The organism is Kaistia algarum, assembly GCF_026343945.1.
GTDB lineage: Bacteria > Pseudomonadota > Alphaproteobacteria > Rhizobiales > Kaistiaceae > Kaistia > Kaistia algarum.
The window spans coordinates 300,271-314,363 of record NZ_JAPKNJ010000001.1; the positions used below are offsets into that span (position 1 = coordinate 300,271).

At 64.8% G+C, this 14,093-nt stretch carries 13 protein-coding genes; 5 read left to right on the forward strand and 8 right to left on the reverse strand.

Annotated elements, in window-relative coordinates:
• The first annotated feature begins 1 nt into the window (after position 1).
• Positions 2 to 916: a c-type cytochrome gene (locus tag OSH05_RS01525; RefSeq protein ID WP_104218504.1), complete on the forward strand. Its 915-nt coding sequence runs from the start codon at positions 2 to 4 to the stop codon at positions 914 to 916.
• Here the strand turns inward: OSH05_RS01525 and OSH05_RS01530 are convergent, their stop codons facing one another.
• From OSH05_RS01530 to OSH05_RS01550, 5 genes are all read right to left on the reverse strand, one after another.
• A complete protein-coding gene (locus OSH05_RS01530; RefSeq protein WP_104218505.1) occupies positions 917 to 1,495 on the reverse strand; it encodes an LOG family protein in 579 nt (192 codons plus the stop codon). It lies immediately after the preceding gene.
• Complete coding sequence (locus OSH05_RS01535; RefSeq protein ID WP_104218506.1) at positions 1,492 to 2,889, reverse strand: M20/M25/M40 family metallo-hydrolase; 1,398 nt, start codon at positions 2,887 to 2,889, stop codon at positions 1,492 to 1,494. Before OSH05_RS01535 ends, OSH05_RS01530 begins: the two co-directional genes overlap by 4 nt.
• 103 nt (positions 2,890 to 2,992) lie before the next feature.
• Positions 2,993 to 3,382, reverse strand: a complete 390-nt coding sequence (locus tag OSH05_RS01540) for a type II toxin-antitoxin system VapC family toxin (protein WP_407660338.1) — start codon at positions 3,380 to 3,382, stop codon at positions 2,993 to 2,995.
• Positions 3,383 to 3,402: 20 nt separating this feature from the next.
• Positions 3,403 to 3,630, reverse strand: coding sequence for a type II toxin-antitoxin system VapB family antitoxin (locus OSH05_RS01545; RefSeq protein WP_104218507.1), 228 nt, complete (start codon positions 3,628 to 3,630; stop codon positions 3,403 to 3,405).
• Between the two features lie 65 nt (positions 3,631 to 3,695).
• On the reverse strand, positions 3,696 to 5,267 hold the full coding sequence (locus OSH05_RS01550; RefSeq protein ID WP_165801560.1) for a helicase HerA-like C-terminal domain-containing protein: 1,572 nt from the start codon (positions 5,265 to 5,267) through the stop codon (positions 3,696 to 3,698).
• Between the two features lie 193 nt (positions 5,268 to 5,460).
• On the opposite strand from OSH05_RS01550, the gene OSH05_RS01555 reads away from it, so the two are divergent.
• The 3 genes from OSH05_RS01555 (at position 5,461) to scpA (ending at position 9,572) form a co-directional block, all read left to right on the forward strand.
• On the forward strand, positions 5,461 to 5,868 hold the full coding sequence (locus OSH05_RS01555; RefSeq protein ID WP_104218509.1) for a DUF4332 domain-containing protein: 408 nt from the start codon (positions 5,461 to 5,463) through the stop codon (positions 5,866 to 5,868).
• A gap of 135 nt (positions 5,869 to 6,003) precedes the next feature.
• Positions 6,004 to 7,422 (forward strand): methylmalonyl-CoA mutase family protein, encoded by a 1,419-nt coding sequence (locus OSH05_RS01560; RefSeq protein WP_104218510.1) that lies wholly within the window; start codon positions 6,004 to 6,006, stop codon positions 7,420 to 7,422.
• Positions 7,419 to 9,572, forward strand: coding sequence for a methylmalonyl-CoA mutase (gene scpA / locus OSH05_RS01565; RefSeq protein WP_104218511.1), 2,154 nt, complete (start codon positions 7,419 to 7,421; stop codon positions 9,570 to 9,572). Before OSH05_RS01560 ends, scpA begins: the two co-directional genes overlap by 4 nt.
• Positions 9,573 to 9,731: 159 nt before the next feature.
• On the opposite strand, the gene OSH05_RS01570 is transcribed toward scpA, so the two are convergent.
• Entirely contained in the window at positions 9,732 to 10,328 is a 597-nt protein-coding gene (locus tag OSH05_RS01570) for a fasciclin domain-containing protein (protein ID WP_104218512.1), read from the reverse strand.
• Between the two features lie 80 nt (positions 10,329 to 10,408).
• Positions 10,409 to 10,981 carry a fasciclin domain-containing protein gene (locus tag OSH05_RS01575; RefSeq protein WP_207778729.1) on the reverse strand — a complete coding sequence of 191 codons (573 nt, stop codon included), beginning with the start codon at positions 10,979 to 10,981 and terminating at the stop codon, positions 10,409 to 10,411.
• A gap of 362 nt (positions 10,982 to 11,343) precedes the next feature.
• On the opposite strand from OSH05_RS01575, the gene OSH05_RS01580 reads away from it, so the two are divergent.
• Positions 11,344 to 12,522 (forward strand): aminotransferase, encoded by a 1,179-nt coding sequence (locus tag OSH05_RS01580; RefSeq protein WP_104218513.1) that lies wholly within the window; start codon positions 11,344 to 11,346, stop codon positions 12,520 to 12,522.
• A 47-nt stretch (positions 12,523 to 12,569) separates the two neighbouring features.
• On the opposite strand, the gene OSH05_RS01585 is transcribed toward OSH05_RS01580, so the two are convergent.
• Entirely contained in the window at positions 12,570 to 14,075 is a 1,506-nt protein-coding gene (locus OSH05_RS01585; RefSeq protein ID WP_104218514.1) for a sensor histidine kinase, read from the reverse strand.
• Positions 14,076 to 14,093: the final 18 nt, after the last annotated feature.

Here is a 14,093-nt window from a genome sequence, read left to right on the forward strand (position 1 = left end):
CATGCTTCGCCGCCTGGCCTTCGTCGTTCTCGCCCTGCTTATCGCCGGCGGCGCCGCTTTCTGGCTGCTGACCATGCCTCGGCCGCTTTCTGCGGCCGTGCTGCCGGAGGGAAAAGGCGATCCGGCCAAGGGCGAATTGCTGTTCTGGGCGGGAGGCTGTGCCTCCTGCCACGCGGCGCCGGGCTCCAAGGGCGACGACCGGCTGAAGCTCGCCGGCGGCGAGGCCATTGCCTCGCCGTTCGGCACCTTCCACGCTCCCAACATTTCGCCGGACAAGACCAACGGCATCGGCAACTGGACGACGCTCGATTTCGTGAACGCGATGAAACTCGGACTGGGGCCGCAGGGCCAGCATCTCTATCCAGCTTTCCCCTATACGTCCTATCAGCGCATGCCGATCGGCGATCTCGTCGATCTCAAGGCCTTCCTCGATACCCTGCCTGCGGTTGCGACGGCGAACCAGCCGCACGAATTGCCGTTCCCGTTCTCGGTGCGGCGTGGCGTGGCCTTGTGGAAGCTGCTCTACCTCGACGACCAAACCTTCGAGCCTGACCCGTCCAAGAGCGACGAAATCAACCGCGGCGCCTATCTCGTCAACGGCCCAGGCCATTGCAACGAGTGCCACACGCCGCGGAGTGCTATCGGCGGGCTGGACCGGTCGCGCGCGCTTGCCGGGGCACCCGATCCTTCTGGCAAGGGCACAATCCCGAATATCACGCCCGGTAAGGGCGGCATCGGCGACTGGTCGGCGGACGAAATCGCCAATTTCCTCGAGACCGGCATGACGCCAGACTTTGACTCGGTCGGCGGAACGATGGTCGAGGTGCAGGAGAACATGGCGAAGCTGCCAGCCTCCGACCGCGCCGCGATCGCCGCCTATCTCAAGGACCTGGCGCCGATCGACAGCGGCACGTAATCAGCGTTCGCCGGACTTGATCCACTTCACCACAGTCGGCGGCTCATAGAAGGCGAAGCGATCGAGCAGCCGTCCCGGATCTCGCTCCACGATCGCCATGCCGCGATGCTCGGCGCGCACGAAACCTTCCTCGACGGAGTGATCGAGGAACGCCAGCAGCTTGGCGTAGTAGCCCTCGATATCGAGCAGGCCAACGGGCTTGCGGTGATAGCCGAGCTGCGCCCAGGTCCAGATCTCGAACAGTTCCTCGAAGGTGCCGATGCCGCCTGGGAGCGCGACAAAGCCGCCGGAGAGATCGGCCATCATCGCTTTGCGTTCATGCATCGAGCCGACGATATGCAGCTCCGTCAGGCCTTCATGTGCGATTTCCTTGTCGCGAAGCGCTGTCGGGATGATGCCGATCGCCTTGCCGCCCGCGGCAAGCGTCGCATCGGCGACCGCGCCCATCAGCCCGACCTTCGAGCCGCCGTAGACGAGTTCGTCGCCCCGCTCCGCCAGAGCCCGGCCGAGCGCTGTGGCTGCGTCGCGATATTGCGGGCGGACGCCCACGCTCGAACCGCAGAAGACACAGACCCTCACGACACTCTCCCTTCGGAAAGGGCTGCGAGGATGCGCGCCCAGGAGCGGATTCCGCCATGATACGAGGCAACGTCGTATTTCTCGTTCGGCGAATGGATGCGGTCGTCGTCATGGGAGAAGCCGACCATCAGCGCATCGAGGCCGAGGATCCGGCTGAAATCCCCCGCCACCGGGATGGAGCCGCCGGAGCCGACCAGGACGCAGGGCTTGCCCCATTCTGCGGTGAGCGCGGCTTGCGTCTTCACGACGGCGGGACTGTCCGTCGGCAGGCGCACGCCGGGCGAGCCGCCATGCGGAACGAACTCGACCTTGCAGTCCGCCGGCAGCTTGGAGCGGACATAATCGCGGAAGCTCTTGCGGATCGCGTCCGGATCCTGGCGGTCGACGAGCCGGAACGACACCTTGGCAAAGGCCTGCGACGGGATCACCGTCTTGAAGCCATTTCCCGTATAGCCGCCGGAAATGCCGTTGACCTCGCAGGTGGGACGGGCCCAGACCTTTTCCAGAACCGAGCGGTCGATCTCGCCGGCGGGCACGGAAAGCCCGACCTCGCCGAGGAAGGCATCGGGATCGAAGCCCATGCGCTGCCACTGATCGCGGACGGCGGGCGATACTTCGCCGACGCCGTCGTAGAAGCCGGGCAGCGTGACGCGGCCGGTCTCGTCGCGCAGACCCGCCAGGATGTCGACGAGGACGTGGATCGGATTGCGCGCCGCGCCGCCATAGATGCCGGAATGGAGATCGCGCGAGGCAGCGGTGATGATGATCTCGTCGCCGACGAGACCGCGCAGCATGGTGGTCATGGCCGGGGTCGACTTGTCCCACATGCCGGTATCGCAGATGAAGGCGAGATCGGCCGCGAGTTCGTCGCGGTTGGCCTCCATGAAGGGTGCGAGGTTCTTGCCGCCGGATTCCTCTTCGCCCTCGAGCAGGACGGAAACGGGGATCGGCAATTCGCCGGTGACGGCCTTCCAGGCGCGGAACGCCTCCAGAAAGGTCATGAGCTGGCCCTTGTCATCGGAAGTGCCGCGTCCGACGATTTGCTTTGTACCGTCCGCGGCCGTCACGATCTTCGGCTCGAAGGGCGCAGCGTTCCACAGATCGAGCGGATCGACCGGCTGCACGTCGTAATGACCATAGAAGAGGACGCGAGGCCCGCTGCCGCCGCCCGAATGGCCGACGACCATCGGGTGCCCCGGAGTCGGACGGACCGCGGCATCAAAGCCGATGCCTTCCAGCGCCGAGGCGAGCCATTCCGCGGCCTCGATGCAGCGCCCGGCATATGCCGGATCGGTGGAGATGCTCTCGATCTCGACCAGACGGAAGAGCCGGTCCAGGCTCTTGTCCATATGGGCGTCGATATAGGCGAGAACGTCATCGAGACGATCGGTCACGGCTGGCTCCTTGCGGGCGTTTCGAGGCGCGGGCGAGCCATGCTGATACGCCCGGTAGCGGGTAAAAGGAAGACGGGGGCGCGCTCGATGCTCGTCCCGAGCGTCATCGGGACAGGACGGCCGACCGGATGTCCGTATGGATGAAATCATCGCCCTTGAACAGCAAGGCGGCTCCGCGCGACTTCGCCATCGCGTAGGCGAAACACTCGCCCATATTCAACTGGGCCGGATGGCCCCGGCCCTTGCCGTAGCGCGCATGCGCGGAAAGCGCGAGCTGGGCATCGGCTTCCGTCACGGGTTCGATCGCCGTGTCAGCCAAGGCCAGCAGGCGCTGGAGCATTTCCCTGGCTTCGTCGGCGTCAGCCTTGAGCTTGCGCTGCAACGCCAAGCTCGCTTCAAAGATAGCGATCGGCGAGGTCATCGATGGATCATTGGACAGAAGACGGGTTTCCAGTTCGCGAGCGTCTCCTTCCTCGCACAGGATGGCCACCATGGCGGAGGCGTCAACGAATATCATTCGTCGTTGAGAGAATCGTAGAATGCCTTGTCTGCTTCGAGCCCTGTTGACGGGAATGAGCGGATATAGGCCTGAAGCTCACGCAGCTTTTCGCGTTTGGCATCCACGGAACGCAGCTCGTTTTCCAGCGCCATCCGTACCGCGTCGGTCTTGGTCATGCCTCGGCTTTTAGCCAGCTTTTCCGCCAAACGATTGACTTCTTCATTGCGGATATTGAGCGGCATGGCGGCCCCGTTGTGTAGACAGCCATAGCGTAGTGTCTACACAGGCCTTTCGCAACCGCCTGACACTAGCCGCCCCGCAATATCCCGCCCAGCATGCCGCGCACGATGGCGCGGCCGATCGAGCCGCCTACGGAGCCGCCGATGCTTTTGCCGACATCGGCGGCGACCTGACCGGCGACGCGGTTGGTCACGGTGCGCGTCACCTCGCGGGCGACGCGTTGCGTCGCCGTCAGCCGTTCGCCTCGACGCCGGTTGGTGCCGAGGACCGAGCCGAGGATGGCGCCGACGTCGAAGCCGCCGCTGGCCGGCGCGTCCGAGGCCGCCGCCGGATCGGTTGGCGACATGTCGGTGCCGGCGGCCCGAGCACCCAGTATCTCGAAGGCCGATTCGCGATCGACGGTCTTGTCGTATTTCATCGCCACCTGACTCGTCGCCATGATCTGCGCCCGCTCGGCGTCGGTGACCGGCCCAATGCGCGAGGATGGCGGCCGGATCAGCGTGCGCTCGACCATGCTCGGGACGCCCTTCGGCTCCAGCGTCGAGACCAGCGCCTCGCCGACCGCGAGTTGGCTGATCACTTCCATGGTCGAAAAAGCCGGATTGGGACGGAATGTATCGGCGGCAACCTTCACCGCCTTCTGGTCGCGCGGTGTATAGGCGCGCAGCGCATGCTGGACGCGGTTGCCGAGCTGGCCGAGCACGGTATCGGGCACGTCGAGCGGGTTCTGCGTAACAAAATAGACACCGACGCCCTTGGAGCGGATGAGACGCACCACTTGTTCGACCCGGTCGAGCAGCGGCTTCGGCGCTTCGTCGAACAGGAGATGCGCTTCGTCGAAGAAGAAGACGAGCCGCGGCTTCTCAGGATCGCCCACTTCGGGAAGCGTCTCGAACAGCTCCGACATCAGCCAGAGCAGGAAGGTCGCGTAGAGCAGCGGCGACGACATCAATTTGTCGGCGGCCAACACGCTGACCATACCGCGGCCGTCGACCGTGGTGCGCATGATGTCCGCGATCTCCAGTGCCGGCTCGGCGAAGAAGCCGTCGCCGCCTTGGTTCTCCAGCACGAGCAGCGAGCGCTGGATCGCGCCGACCGAAGCCTTGGAGACATTGCCATAGGTCACCGCGATCGTATCGGCGTTCTCGACCATATATCCGAGCATAGCGCGCAGATCCTTCAGATCGAGCAGCAGCCAGCCATGCTCGTCGGCAAGCTTGAAGGCGATGGTCAGCACACCTTCCTGCACGTCGTTGAGCTGCATCAACCGGGCCAGCAGCAGCGGCCCCATCTCGCTCGCCGTCGTGCGGATCGGATGGCCCTTGATGCCGAACAGGTCCCAGAAGATCACCGGGCAGGCGCTGAATTTGTATTCCTCGGCAAAGCCGATCTGCTCGGCCCGCTTCATCAGGAAGTCCTTGGGCTCGCCGGGCTCGGCGATGCCGGAAAGATCACCCTTGATGTCGGCGCAGAATACGGGGACGCCAGCATCGGAAAAGCCCTGCGCCAGTACCTGCAGTGTCACCGTCTTGCCGGTACCGGTGGCGCCCGTGACGAGGCCATGCCGGTTCGCGAGCGGAAGCAGCACATATTCCGGCTTCTCGCTCGTTCCGAGATAGACCTTGTCGGCTTGAAGCATCGGCATGCGCGGCAACTCCGTGTCGAGGCTCTCGCCCCAATGCAATTGGACTTTGCGAGCTTACAGGACGGTCCAATCGTCGCGCAAACTTGGCTGCTGGAGTTCGGCCGAGACTTGCCATTGATGAACAGGCGGTGGAACATTCCCGCGAGACTTTGCTTCGCTTGAGTCTCGGACGAGGGAGAACGAGAAATTGTCCTATCCGATCATAGATATCGAAGGTATCGGCCCGGCTCATGCCGAGAAGCTCAAGGCGGCTGGATTGGCGACGACGGGCGCGCTGCTGGAGGCCGCCAAGGATCCCAAGGGCCGCAAGGCTCTCGCCGAGAAGACCGGCATCGACGAATCCCGCGTGCTGAAATGGGCCAACATGGCCGATCTCATGCGGATCAAAGGCGTTGCCGAAGAATATTCGGAGCTGCTGGAGGCCGCCGGCGTCGATACGGTCAAGGAACTGAAGACGCGGCGCGCTGATAATTTGACCGCCAAGATGGTCGAGGTGAATGGCGCCAAGAAGCTGGTGCGTCAGTTGCCATCCGAGAAGCAGGTCGCGGAGTGGATCGAGCAGGCGAAGACGCTTCCGCCCGTCCTCACCTACTGAATCGCGTGAAACCGTCCAGGGTCCGCGGCGCCTTGTCGATTGCGGACCCTTTTGCAGCGCGCCTATATGGATCGCAGGAAGCTGGCGACGCGGTAGCGTGGCCGGCATGCTGTGTCTGCGGGTCGCGTGACGCCAATGAACGATAGGAACAACGCCGCAGAGGCGGCGACGACAGCGGACGCCTGGCGGCAACTCGTCGACAAGGGCCTTCGCGGTCGTCCCTTCTCCGATCTCGTCACGAGGGCGGCGGAAGGGTTTTCCATACAGCCGCTCGCGCTGCCCGCCGCACCACTCCCCGTTCACGGACGTGCCGCGCTACCTTGGCAACGACTTCAACGCCTGGACCATCCCGATGCCGACCGAGCCGGTGCTCATGCCGTCGCGGCGTTGAATGCCGGCGCCAGCGGACTGGCGCTCGTGATGGGCTCGGCTCCATCGGCACGCGGCTTCGGCCTGACGCCGGACGATCTCGGCCACATTCTGCGCGATGTCGTGATCGATGCCTGCCCGATCCGGATCGAAGCCGGTGCCGACGCGCCCGATGTGGCGGCGGTGTTCGCGACGGTTGCGGCGGGGCGTCGGATCGACCCGGCGCTGGTCGACGTCGCCTTCGGTATCGACCCGCTCGCGGCCATGGCCGCGACCGGTATGGGACGCACCGGCTGGCCACGGCGGCGAGCCCATATCGCCGCTTGTGTATCCAAACTCGCGGCGCAGGGCTATCGCGGCCCGTTCCTGACGGGGGATGGCCGACGCGCGCATGAGGCCGGCGCCGATGCCGCCAGCGAGCTCGCCTTCGTGCTGGCGTCGACCGTTGCCTATTGGCGGATGCTGGACGAGGCCGGCCTCGATCCCGACAGGATCGCCGGTGCGGTCGATACCGTGCTGGCGGCCGACAGCGATCAGTTTCTCACCATCGCCAAATTCCGGGCCGTGCGGCTGCTGATCCGTCGCCTCCGCCGCGCGTCCGCCTTCCCCGAGGCGCCGATCCGTGTCCATGGCGAGACGAGTTTTCGCATGACGACGCGGCTCGACGCCCATTCCAACCTCATCCGCGCCGCGATCGCCGCTTTCGCGGCCGGCGTCGGCGGTGTCGATTCGATGGCGGTGCTGCCTTTCACGGCCCCGTTCGGCCTCGCGGGCGACACGGCAAGGCGGTTGGCACTCGACACGCAATCGGTCCTGATCGAGGAGGCCAACCTCTTCCGCGTCGCCGATCCGTCGGCCGGATCGGGCTCGATCGAGGCGATGACCCTCGACCTTGCCGAGGCGGCCTGGCGGCGGTTCCAGACGATAGAGCGCGAAGGCGGGCTTGCGGCCTCGCTGGCCGCCGGCCTCGTGCAGCAGCGGATCGGCGCCGAGCGCGCCAACTGGCAGGCGGCCGTGGCCGAGGGTTCGGTCGCCATTGTCGGCACCACGCTCTTCCGCGCGACGCTGCCCTCGCCAATCGATATCGAGGCGCCCTGCCCCGCACCGGTCACAACCGCGGCGACGGAGTTCGAGCCGCTGCCTTCAGTACGCACCAGCGAGACAGCCGAAGGCGAGGCGGCATGACCCGCATCCCCGACTTCACATCCATCCCCTTCGCCGTCGAGCCTTCCGAGCCCGCCTGCGAGAGCGGCCCTTGGCTGACGGCCGAAGGCCTCGAGATCCGCGGCAGCTACACATCGGCCGACCGTGACGACCTCGATTTCGTCGCCAGCTATCCAGGCCTGCCGCCTTTCGTACGCGGTCCCTACCCGACCATGTATGTCCAGCAGCCCTGGACGATCCGGCAATATGCGGGCTTTTCGACGGCGGAAGAATCGAACGCCTTCTACCGGCGCAACCTCGCCGCCGGTCAGATGGGGCTTTCCATTGCCTTCGACCTCGCCACGCATCGCGGCTATGACAGCGATCATCCGCGCGTCGCCGGCGATGTCGGCATGGCAGGCGTGGCGATCGATTCCATCCTCGACATGCGCCAGCTCTTCGACGGCATCCCGCTCGACAAGATGAGCGTGTCGATGACGATGAACGGCGCCGTACTTCCGATCCTCGCGCTCTATATCGTCGCCGCCGAGGAACAGGGCGTCGCGCCCGAACAGCTTTCCGGGACCATCCAGAACGACATCCTCAAGGAGTTCATGGTCCGCAACACCTATATCTATCCGCCCGAGCCCTCGATGCGGATCGTCGCGGACATCTTCGCCTTCACCTCGGCGCATATGCCGAAATTCAACTCGATCTCCGTCTCCGGCTATCACATGCAGGAAGCCGGCGCCTCGGCCGATCTAGAGCTCGCCTATACGCTTGCCGACGGGCTCGACTACATCCGCGCGGGCCTCGCCGCCGGGCTCGACGTCGACGCCTTCGCCCCGCGCATCTCGTTCTTCTGGGCAGTCGGCATGAACTTCTTCATGGAGGTCGCCAAGCTCCGCGCCGGGCGGCTGCTCTGGTCGAAGCTGGTCGCGGACAAGTTCGCGCCCAAGAGCGACAAGTCGCTGTCTCTGCGCACCCATTGTCAGACCTCAGGCTGGTCGCTGACGGCGCAGGGCGTCTACAACAATGTCGTCCGCACGACGATCGAAGCGATGGCGGCGACGCAGGGCGGGACGCAGTCGCTGCATACCAATGCCTTTGACGAGGCGCTGGCTCTACCGACGGATTTTTCCGCCCGTATCGCCCGCAACACGCAACTCATCCTGCAGCAGGAAAGCGGCACGACGCACTTCATCGACCCGTGGGGCGGCTCCTGCTTCGTCGAGCGCCTCACCGCCGACCTTGCCGAACGGGCGCTATCCCATATCGAGGAAGTCGAGACACTGGGCGGTATGGCCAAGGCGATCGAGGCGGGCATTCCGAAGCTTCGCATCGAGGCGGCGGCTGCCCGCACGCAGGCCTGGATCGATTCCGGCCGCCAGACCGTCGTCGGCGTCAATCGCTATCGCGCGAGCGACGAGGCACCCATCGAGGTGCTGAAGATCGACAATTCCGCCGTCCGCGCCGCGCAGATCGCCAAGCTGGCGCAACTCCGCGCCGAGCGCGACGAGGCGGCGGTACAAGCCGCGCTCACCGCGCTAACGGAAGGCGCGCGGAGCGACGCCAATCTGCTGGCGTTGGCGGTCGACTGCGCCCGCTCGAAAGCGACCGTCGGCGAGATGAGTGCGGCGCTGGAACAGGCGTTCGGCCGGCATCATGCCAAGGTCGAGGCGGTGCGTGGGGTGTACGCGAGCGAGAGCGGCGGCTCCGATGCGATCACGCGGCTCAGGCAGATGACCGAGGCGTTCGCGGACAATGAGGGACGGCGGCCGAAGATCCTCGTCGCCAAGATGGGCCAGGATGGCCATGACCGCGGACAGAAGGTCGTGTCTTCCGCGCTTGGCGACCTCGGCTTCGATGTCGAGATCGGCGAACTGTTCCAGACGCCGGGCGAGGCGGCGCGCGAGGCGATCGAGCGAAACGTCCATATCGTCGGTGTCTCGTCGCTGGCGGCTGGACATTTGACGCTGGTGCCGGCTCTGCGCGATGCGCTTGAGGCGGCGGGCCGGAGTGACATCATGATCGTCGTCGGCGGCGTCATCCCACCCCAGGATTTCGATGCCCTGCGCGAGGCCGGTGCCGAAGCCATATTCCCGCCCGGGACCGTGATCCCGGATGCAGCGGAACAACTAGTCGAGGCGTTGAACCGGCGGCTCGGCTTCGCGCAGAAGGCGGTCGGCTGAGGCTTCTTCGTTGGAGAGGACGCCGCCCCGGCAAATCGGGGGCGGGACCGGGACGGCGCCGCCGCGACGAGGTCCGATGCACCTCGTGCGACTGAGACCTCTCGCGAATACGGAGCGGCCGTTCTTTCGGGCCGCTCCCTCCGCGTCAGGCCAATGGGATCAGCCCGGCAGCAGAACCGTGTCGACCACGTGGATCACGCCGTTCGACTGATTGACGTCGGCGATCGTGACCTTCGCCTTGTTGCCAGCGGCGTCGGTGACGATCACGTCCTTGCCGTCGAGCGAGAACTTCAGAACGGCTCCGTTGACGGTCTTGACCTCGGCGGTTCCGCCGCCCTTCTGGATCGCGTCGATAACGTCCTTGGCGGCGAGTTTGCCGGGGACGACGTGATAGGTCAGGATCGCGACGAGCTTCGCCTTGTTCTCGGGCATCACCAGCGTCTCGACCGTGCCGGCCGGGAGCTTGGCGAAGGCTTCATTGGTCGGCGCGAACACGGTGAACGGCCCGGGACCGGACAGCGTTTCGACCAGTCCGGCGGCCTTCACGGCGGCGACAAGCGTCGTGTGGTCCTTCGAATTGACCGCGTTCTCGATGATGTTCTTCGAGGGATACATCGCGGCGCCGCCGACCATGACGGTGTCTTCGGCGAAGGCTGCGGGGGCGGTAAAGGCAGCGCCGCTTGCAAGCACGCTTGCAAGCGCGAGGGCGCGAGAAACCCTGGCGATGGACGAGATCTTGGCGTTTGTCGGGATCATGGTGGTCTCCGTTGCGGTCTGTTCATCCTGGGGGAAAGAAGCGCGCCGGCGGGAGGAGAGCCGGCGCGCCGCGGGGCCGTTTAGCCCGGGAGGAGAACGGTGTTGATGACGTGGATCACGCCGTTCGACTGTTCGACATTGGGGATCGTGACCTTGGCCGTGTCGCCCTTGGCGTCCATGATCAGGACCGACTTGCCTTTGCGCATGAAGGTCAGGGACTCACCGTTGACGGTCTTGAACTCGGCCTTGCCGCCGCCCTTCTTGATCGCGGCGACGATGTCAGCAGCGGAAACATGACCCGGCAGCACGTGGTAGGTCAGGATCGCGGTCAGGGTCTTCTTGTTCTCCGGCTTGACCAGCATCTCGACCGTGCCCTTGGGCAGCTTGGCGAAGGCGGCGTTGGTCGGAGCAAATACGGTGAACGGCCCGGGACCGGACAGGGTCTCGACCAGGCCGGCTGCCTTCACGGCGGCGACGAGCGTCGTATGATCCTTCGAGTTGACGGCGTTCTCGACGATGTTCTTCGACGGATACATCGGCGCGCCACCGACCATCACGGTCTTGGCGAAGGACGGGCTCGACACGGCGACGGTGCCCGTGATGGCGATGGCAGCGATGGCAGCGGCCCGCATAGCGTTCGAAAAGACATGCATGTTCGTTATCTCCCGATCTTCGATCGGCGATTCAATAGATCGCGATCTGTTGCCCGTTTCTCAGACGATCCGGAGGCAAAGCTGCCCCGGCATCGATCCAACAAGGTCGACATCAATCCCACTAACGTGAAGGATGCCTCCCGCTATATTTGGACCGACATTTTCGTTGCTCTGATTTTGTCGGTCACATGAGCTTATACGGAAGCTTTTCCTATCTGGTTTCGGTCCGCACCGCCCGGATCGATCACGAACGCGTGATCCTGTTCGGAGCAATTCGTTCTGAGGGAGGACCGCGACGTAGGATGACTTTGCTTGCGCGGCGAAATTCACGGACCTATGGTCCGCAACCTGCGGAGCTTTTCATGAAGACGACCAATCCCGTCTATACGGGCCTGCCGACGACGATTTTCGAGGTTATGTCGCGCCTTGCGATCGAGCATGGCTCGATCAATCTCGGGCAGGGTTTTCCCGACGTCGATGGACCGGAGGATCTTCGCCGCCTCGCGGCCGATGCCCTCATCGCCGGACCCAATCAATATCCCCCGATGATGGGACTGCCCGAACTGAGGCAGGCCGTGGCCGAGGCCGATCGGCGCTTCTATGGACTGGAGCTCGATTGGAAGCGCGAGATCCTCGTTACCTCCGGCGCGACCGAGGCTCTCTCCGACATCATCACGGCGCTGATCGAGCCCGGCGACGAGATCGTGCTGATCGAGCCGCTTTATGACTGCTATCTGCCGCTGGTGCGCCGGGCCGGCGGCATTCCGAGGCTGGTGCGCCTGACGCCGCCGGAATGGAAGCTCGACGTTGCCGCGCTCGAAGCTGCCTTTTCGCCCAAGACCAAGGCCATCCTCATCAACAACCCGATGAACCCGGCCGCCAAGGTGTTCAGCCGGGCGGAACTGGCAGTGATCGCCGAACTCTGCGTGCGCTTTGACGCCTACGCGATCTGCGACGAGGTCTACGAGCATATCGCCTTCGATGGCCGCGACCATATCCCGCTGATGACCCTCCCCGGCATGCGCGAGCGCGCGATCCGGATCGGCTCGGCCGGTAAGACCTTCTCTTTCACCGGCTGGAAAGTCGGCTATGTCGCGGCGGCGCCGACCCTGCTCGACCCGATCGCCAAGGCGCACCAGTTCACGACCTTCACGACGCCGCCGCATCTGCAAAAGGCGGTTGCGGTTGGCCTGGCCAAAGGCGACGACTATTACGCGGAGCTGTCGGGCGCGCTGGCAGCCAAGCGCGACCGCCTCGCCGCCGGTCTCGCCGCGCTAGGCTTCGGCGTCGTGCCGTGCGAGGGGACCTATTTCGTCTCCGCCGACGTCTCGCCGCTCGGCCTCGGCGCCAACGACGTAGAGCTATGCCGGCGCATGACCATCGAGGCAGGAGTCACGGCCGTCCCGGTCTCCGCCTTCTATGCCGAGAACGGCCCGTCGCATTTCGTCCGTTTCTGCTTCTCGAAGCGCGATGAGATTCTGGACGAGGCGCTGGCACGGCTCGGAACATGGATCGAGGGATTGCGCCGCGCCGTCGCCTGACCGCCGCCCGCCGATAGGTTACGGGCTCCCATCGAAGCGTTTCGGCGCTAACGGGTGATCCGCTCGATCGGAATGAGCATCACCACGTGAAGGCCGCTCTCCTGCCAGTGGAATTCAAGTTCGCCGCCCAGTTGGCCGGCGATACTCATGCTGGCGAGGCGGCTTCCGAAGCCCTGATAGCGCGGCGGCCCCGAGACAGGTGGCCCGCCGGCTTCGACCCAATCCAGGCGCAGGTTCTCTCCCACCTGCGATCCGCGGATCGTCAACGTACCTTCCGCCGTCGACAGCGAGCCGTATTTTGACGAGTTCGTCGCCAATTCGTGCAGCACCAGCGCTAGGCTCGTTGCCGCGACCACACCGACTTCCACCTCGGGAGCCTCGATCGTGAGCTGCTCCGGCCGAAGGAGGTGCGGCGACAGGATGGCCTGGAAAAGATCGGCGAACGTCGTCTTTTCGATCTGGTCGAGTTCCGCCGTGATCGCCGGGCGGATCAGTTCATGTGCCGAGGCGAGCGCGACGAGGCGGCCGCGCAGAACGCCAGCCATCTCGTCGACGGTGCGGGCCGTGCGAGCCGTCATCGTGACCATGCCGCCGATGATCGCGAAGGTATTTTTGATTCGGTGGTGCAATTCGCGAACAAGCAGGCGCCGCTTTTCTTCCGATGCACGCCGGTCGCTCACATCCACTGCCGCGCCGGAAACCCGAACCGCCCGTCCCGATCCGTCGCGAGAGGCCGTGCCGCGGATCATCACCCAGCGAATCGAGCCATCGGAATGCAGCAGGCGATGTTCGAGAGCAATGTCGCCGCCAGTCTCGATCGCGTGGCGGATCTCTTCCTCGACGGGCTCGCGATCCTCGGGATGGATCGCGGCCGTAAATTCGGATCGCGGCACGCCAAGGCGCGCTCGCTCTCCGTCGACCGAATAGAAGGCAGCGAAACGCTCATCGGTGAACATTTGCCCCGTCGCCAGATGCCAATCCCAAATCCCGATGACGCCAGCGGCGTTCAGAGCGTGGGAGAGACGCTCGCGATTGAGTTCCGCTTCCGCCTCGGCGAAATGGCGCCGGGTAGTCTCATGGACGATTGCCAGGACGCCCGCCGGCATGCCGGCTTCGTCAAATATCGGGCTGTAGTCGAGATCGAGCCAGACGTCCTCGGCAAAGCCGTTTCGCATCAGCACGAAATGCATGTCCTCGAACGACAGCGTCTCGCCACGAAATCCCGTTTCCAGAACGCGGCTGTTGAAGCTCGCCGCTTCCGGCCAGCTGTCGAGAACCTTGGAGCCGAGGATGGAGGGGTGGCGCGCACCGGCGATTTCGGCATAGCCGGCATTGTAGAACATGATGCCATCTTCGCCCCAAAGCAGGGCGAGCGGCACCTTGGACGACAGCATGAAGGATAGCGTGGCGCGGAGATGGGAGGGCCACGCATCGATCGGACCAACCGCTGTCCGCTCCCAGCCATAGTTCGCGATCAGGCGCGCGACGTCGCCGCCATGAGACAGAAATGCCGGAACGCCCAACCCGTCGCCTGTGCCGACGATTTCACGCATTACCAATGCCTTGCCACG

What these genes read in the sequence shown, in the direction of transcription:
- OSH05_RS01525 (WP_104218504.1), top strand. Translation starts at nt 2, where the DNA reads ATGCTTCGCCGCCTGGCCTTCGTCGTTCTCGCCCTGCTTATCGCCGGC.
- OSH05_RS01540 (WP_407660338.1), bottom strand. Translation starts at nt 3,382, where the DNA reads ATGGTGGCCATCCTGTGCGAGGAAGGAGACGCTCGCGAACTGGAAACC.
- OSH05_RS01545 (WP_104218507.1), bottom strand. Translation starts at nt 3,630, where the DNA reads ATGCCGCTCAATATCCGCAATGAAGAAGTCAATCGTTTGGCGGAAAAG.
- OSH05_RS01550 (WP_165801560.1), bottom strand. Translation starts at nt 5,267, where the DNA reads ATGCTTCAAGCCGACAAGGTCTATCTCGGAACGAGCGAGAAGCCGGAA.
- OSH05_RS01560 (WP_104218510.1), top strand. Translation starts at nt 6,004, where the DNA reads ATGAACGATAGGAACAACGCCGCAGAGGCGGCGACGACAGCGGACGCC.
- scpA (WP_104218511.1), top strand. Translation starts at nt 7,419, where the DNA reads ATGACCCGCATCCCCGACTTCACATCCATCCCCTTCGCCGTCGAGCCT.
- OSH05_RS01570 (WP_104218512.1), bottom strand. Translation starts at nt 10,328, where the DNA reads ATGATCCCGACAAACGCCAAGATCTCGTCCATCGCCAGGGTTTCTCGC.
- OSH05_RS01575 (WP_207778729.1), bottom strand. Translation starts at nt 10,981, where the DNA reads ATGCATGTCTTTTCGAACGCTATGCGGGCCGCTGCCATCGCTGCCATC.
- OSH05_RS01580 (WP_104218513.1), top strand. Translation starts at nt 11,344, where the DNA reads ATGAAGACGACCAATCCCGTCTATACGGGCCTGCCGACGACGATTTTC.
- OSH05_RS01585 (WP_104218514.1), bottom strand. Translation starts at nt 14,075, where the DNA reads ATGCGTGAAATCGTCGGCACAGGCGACGGGTTGGGCGTTCCGGCATTT.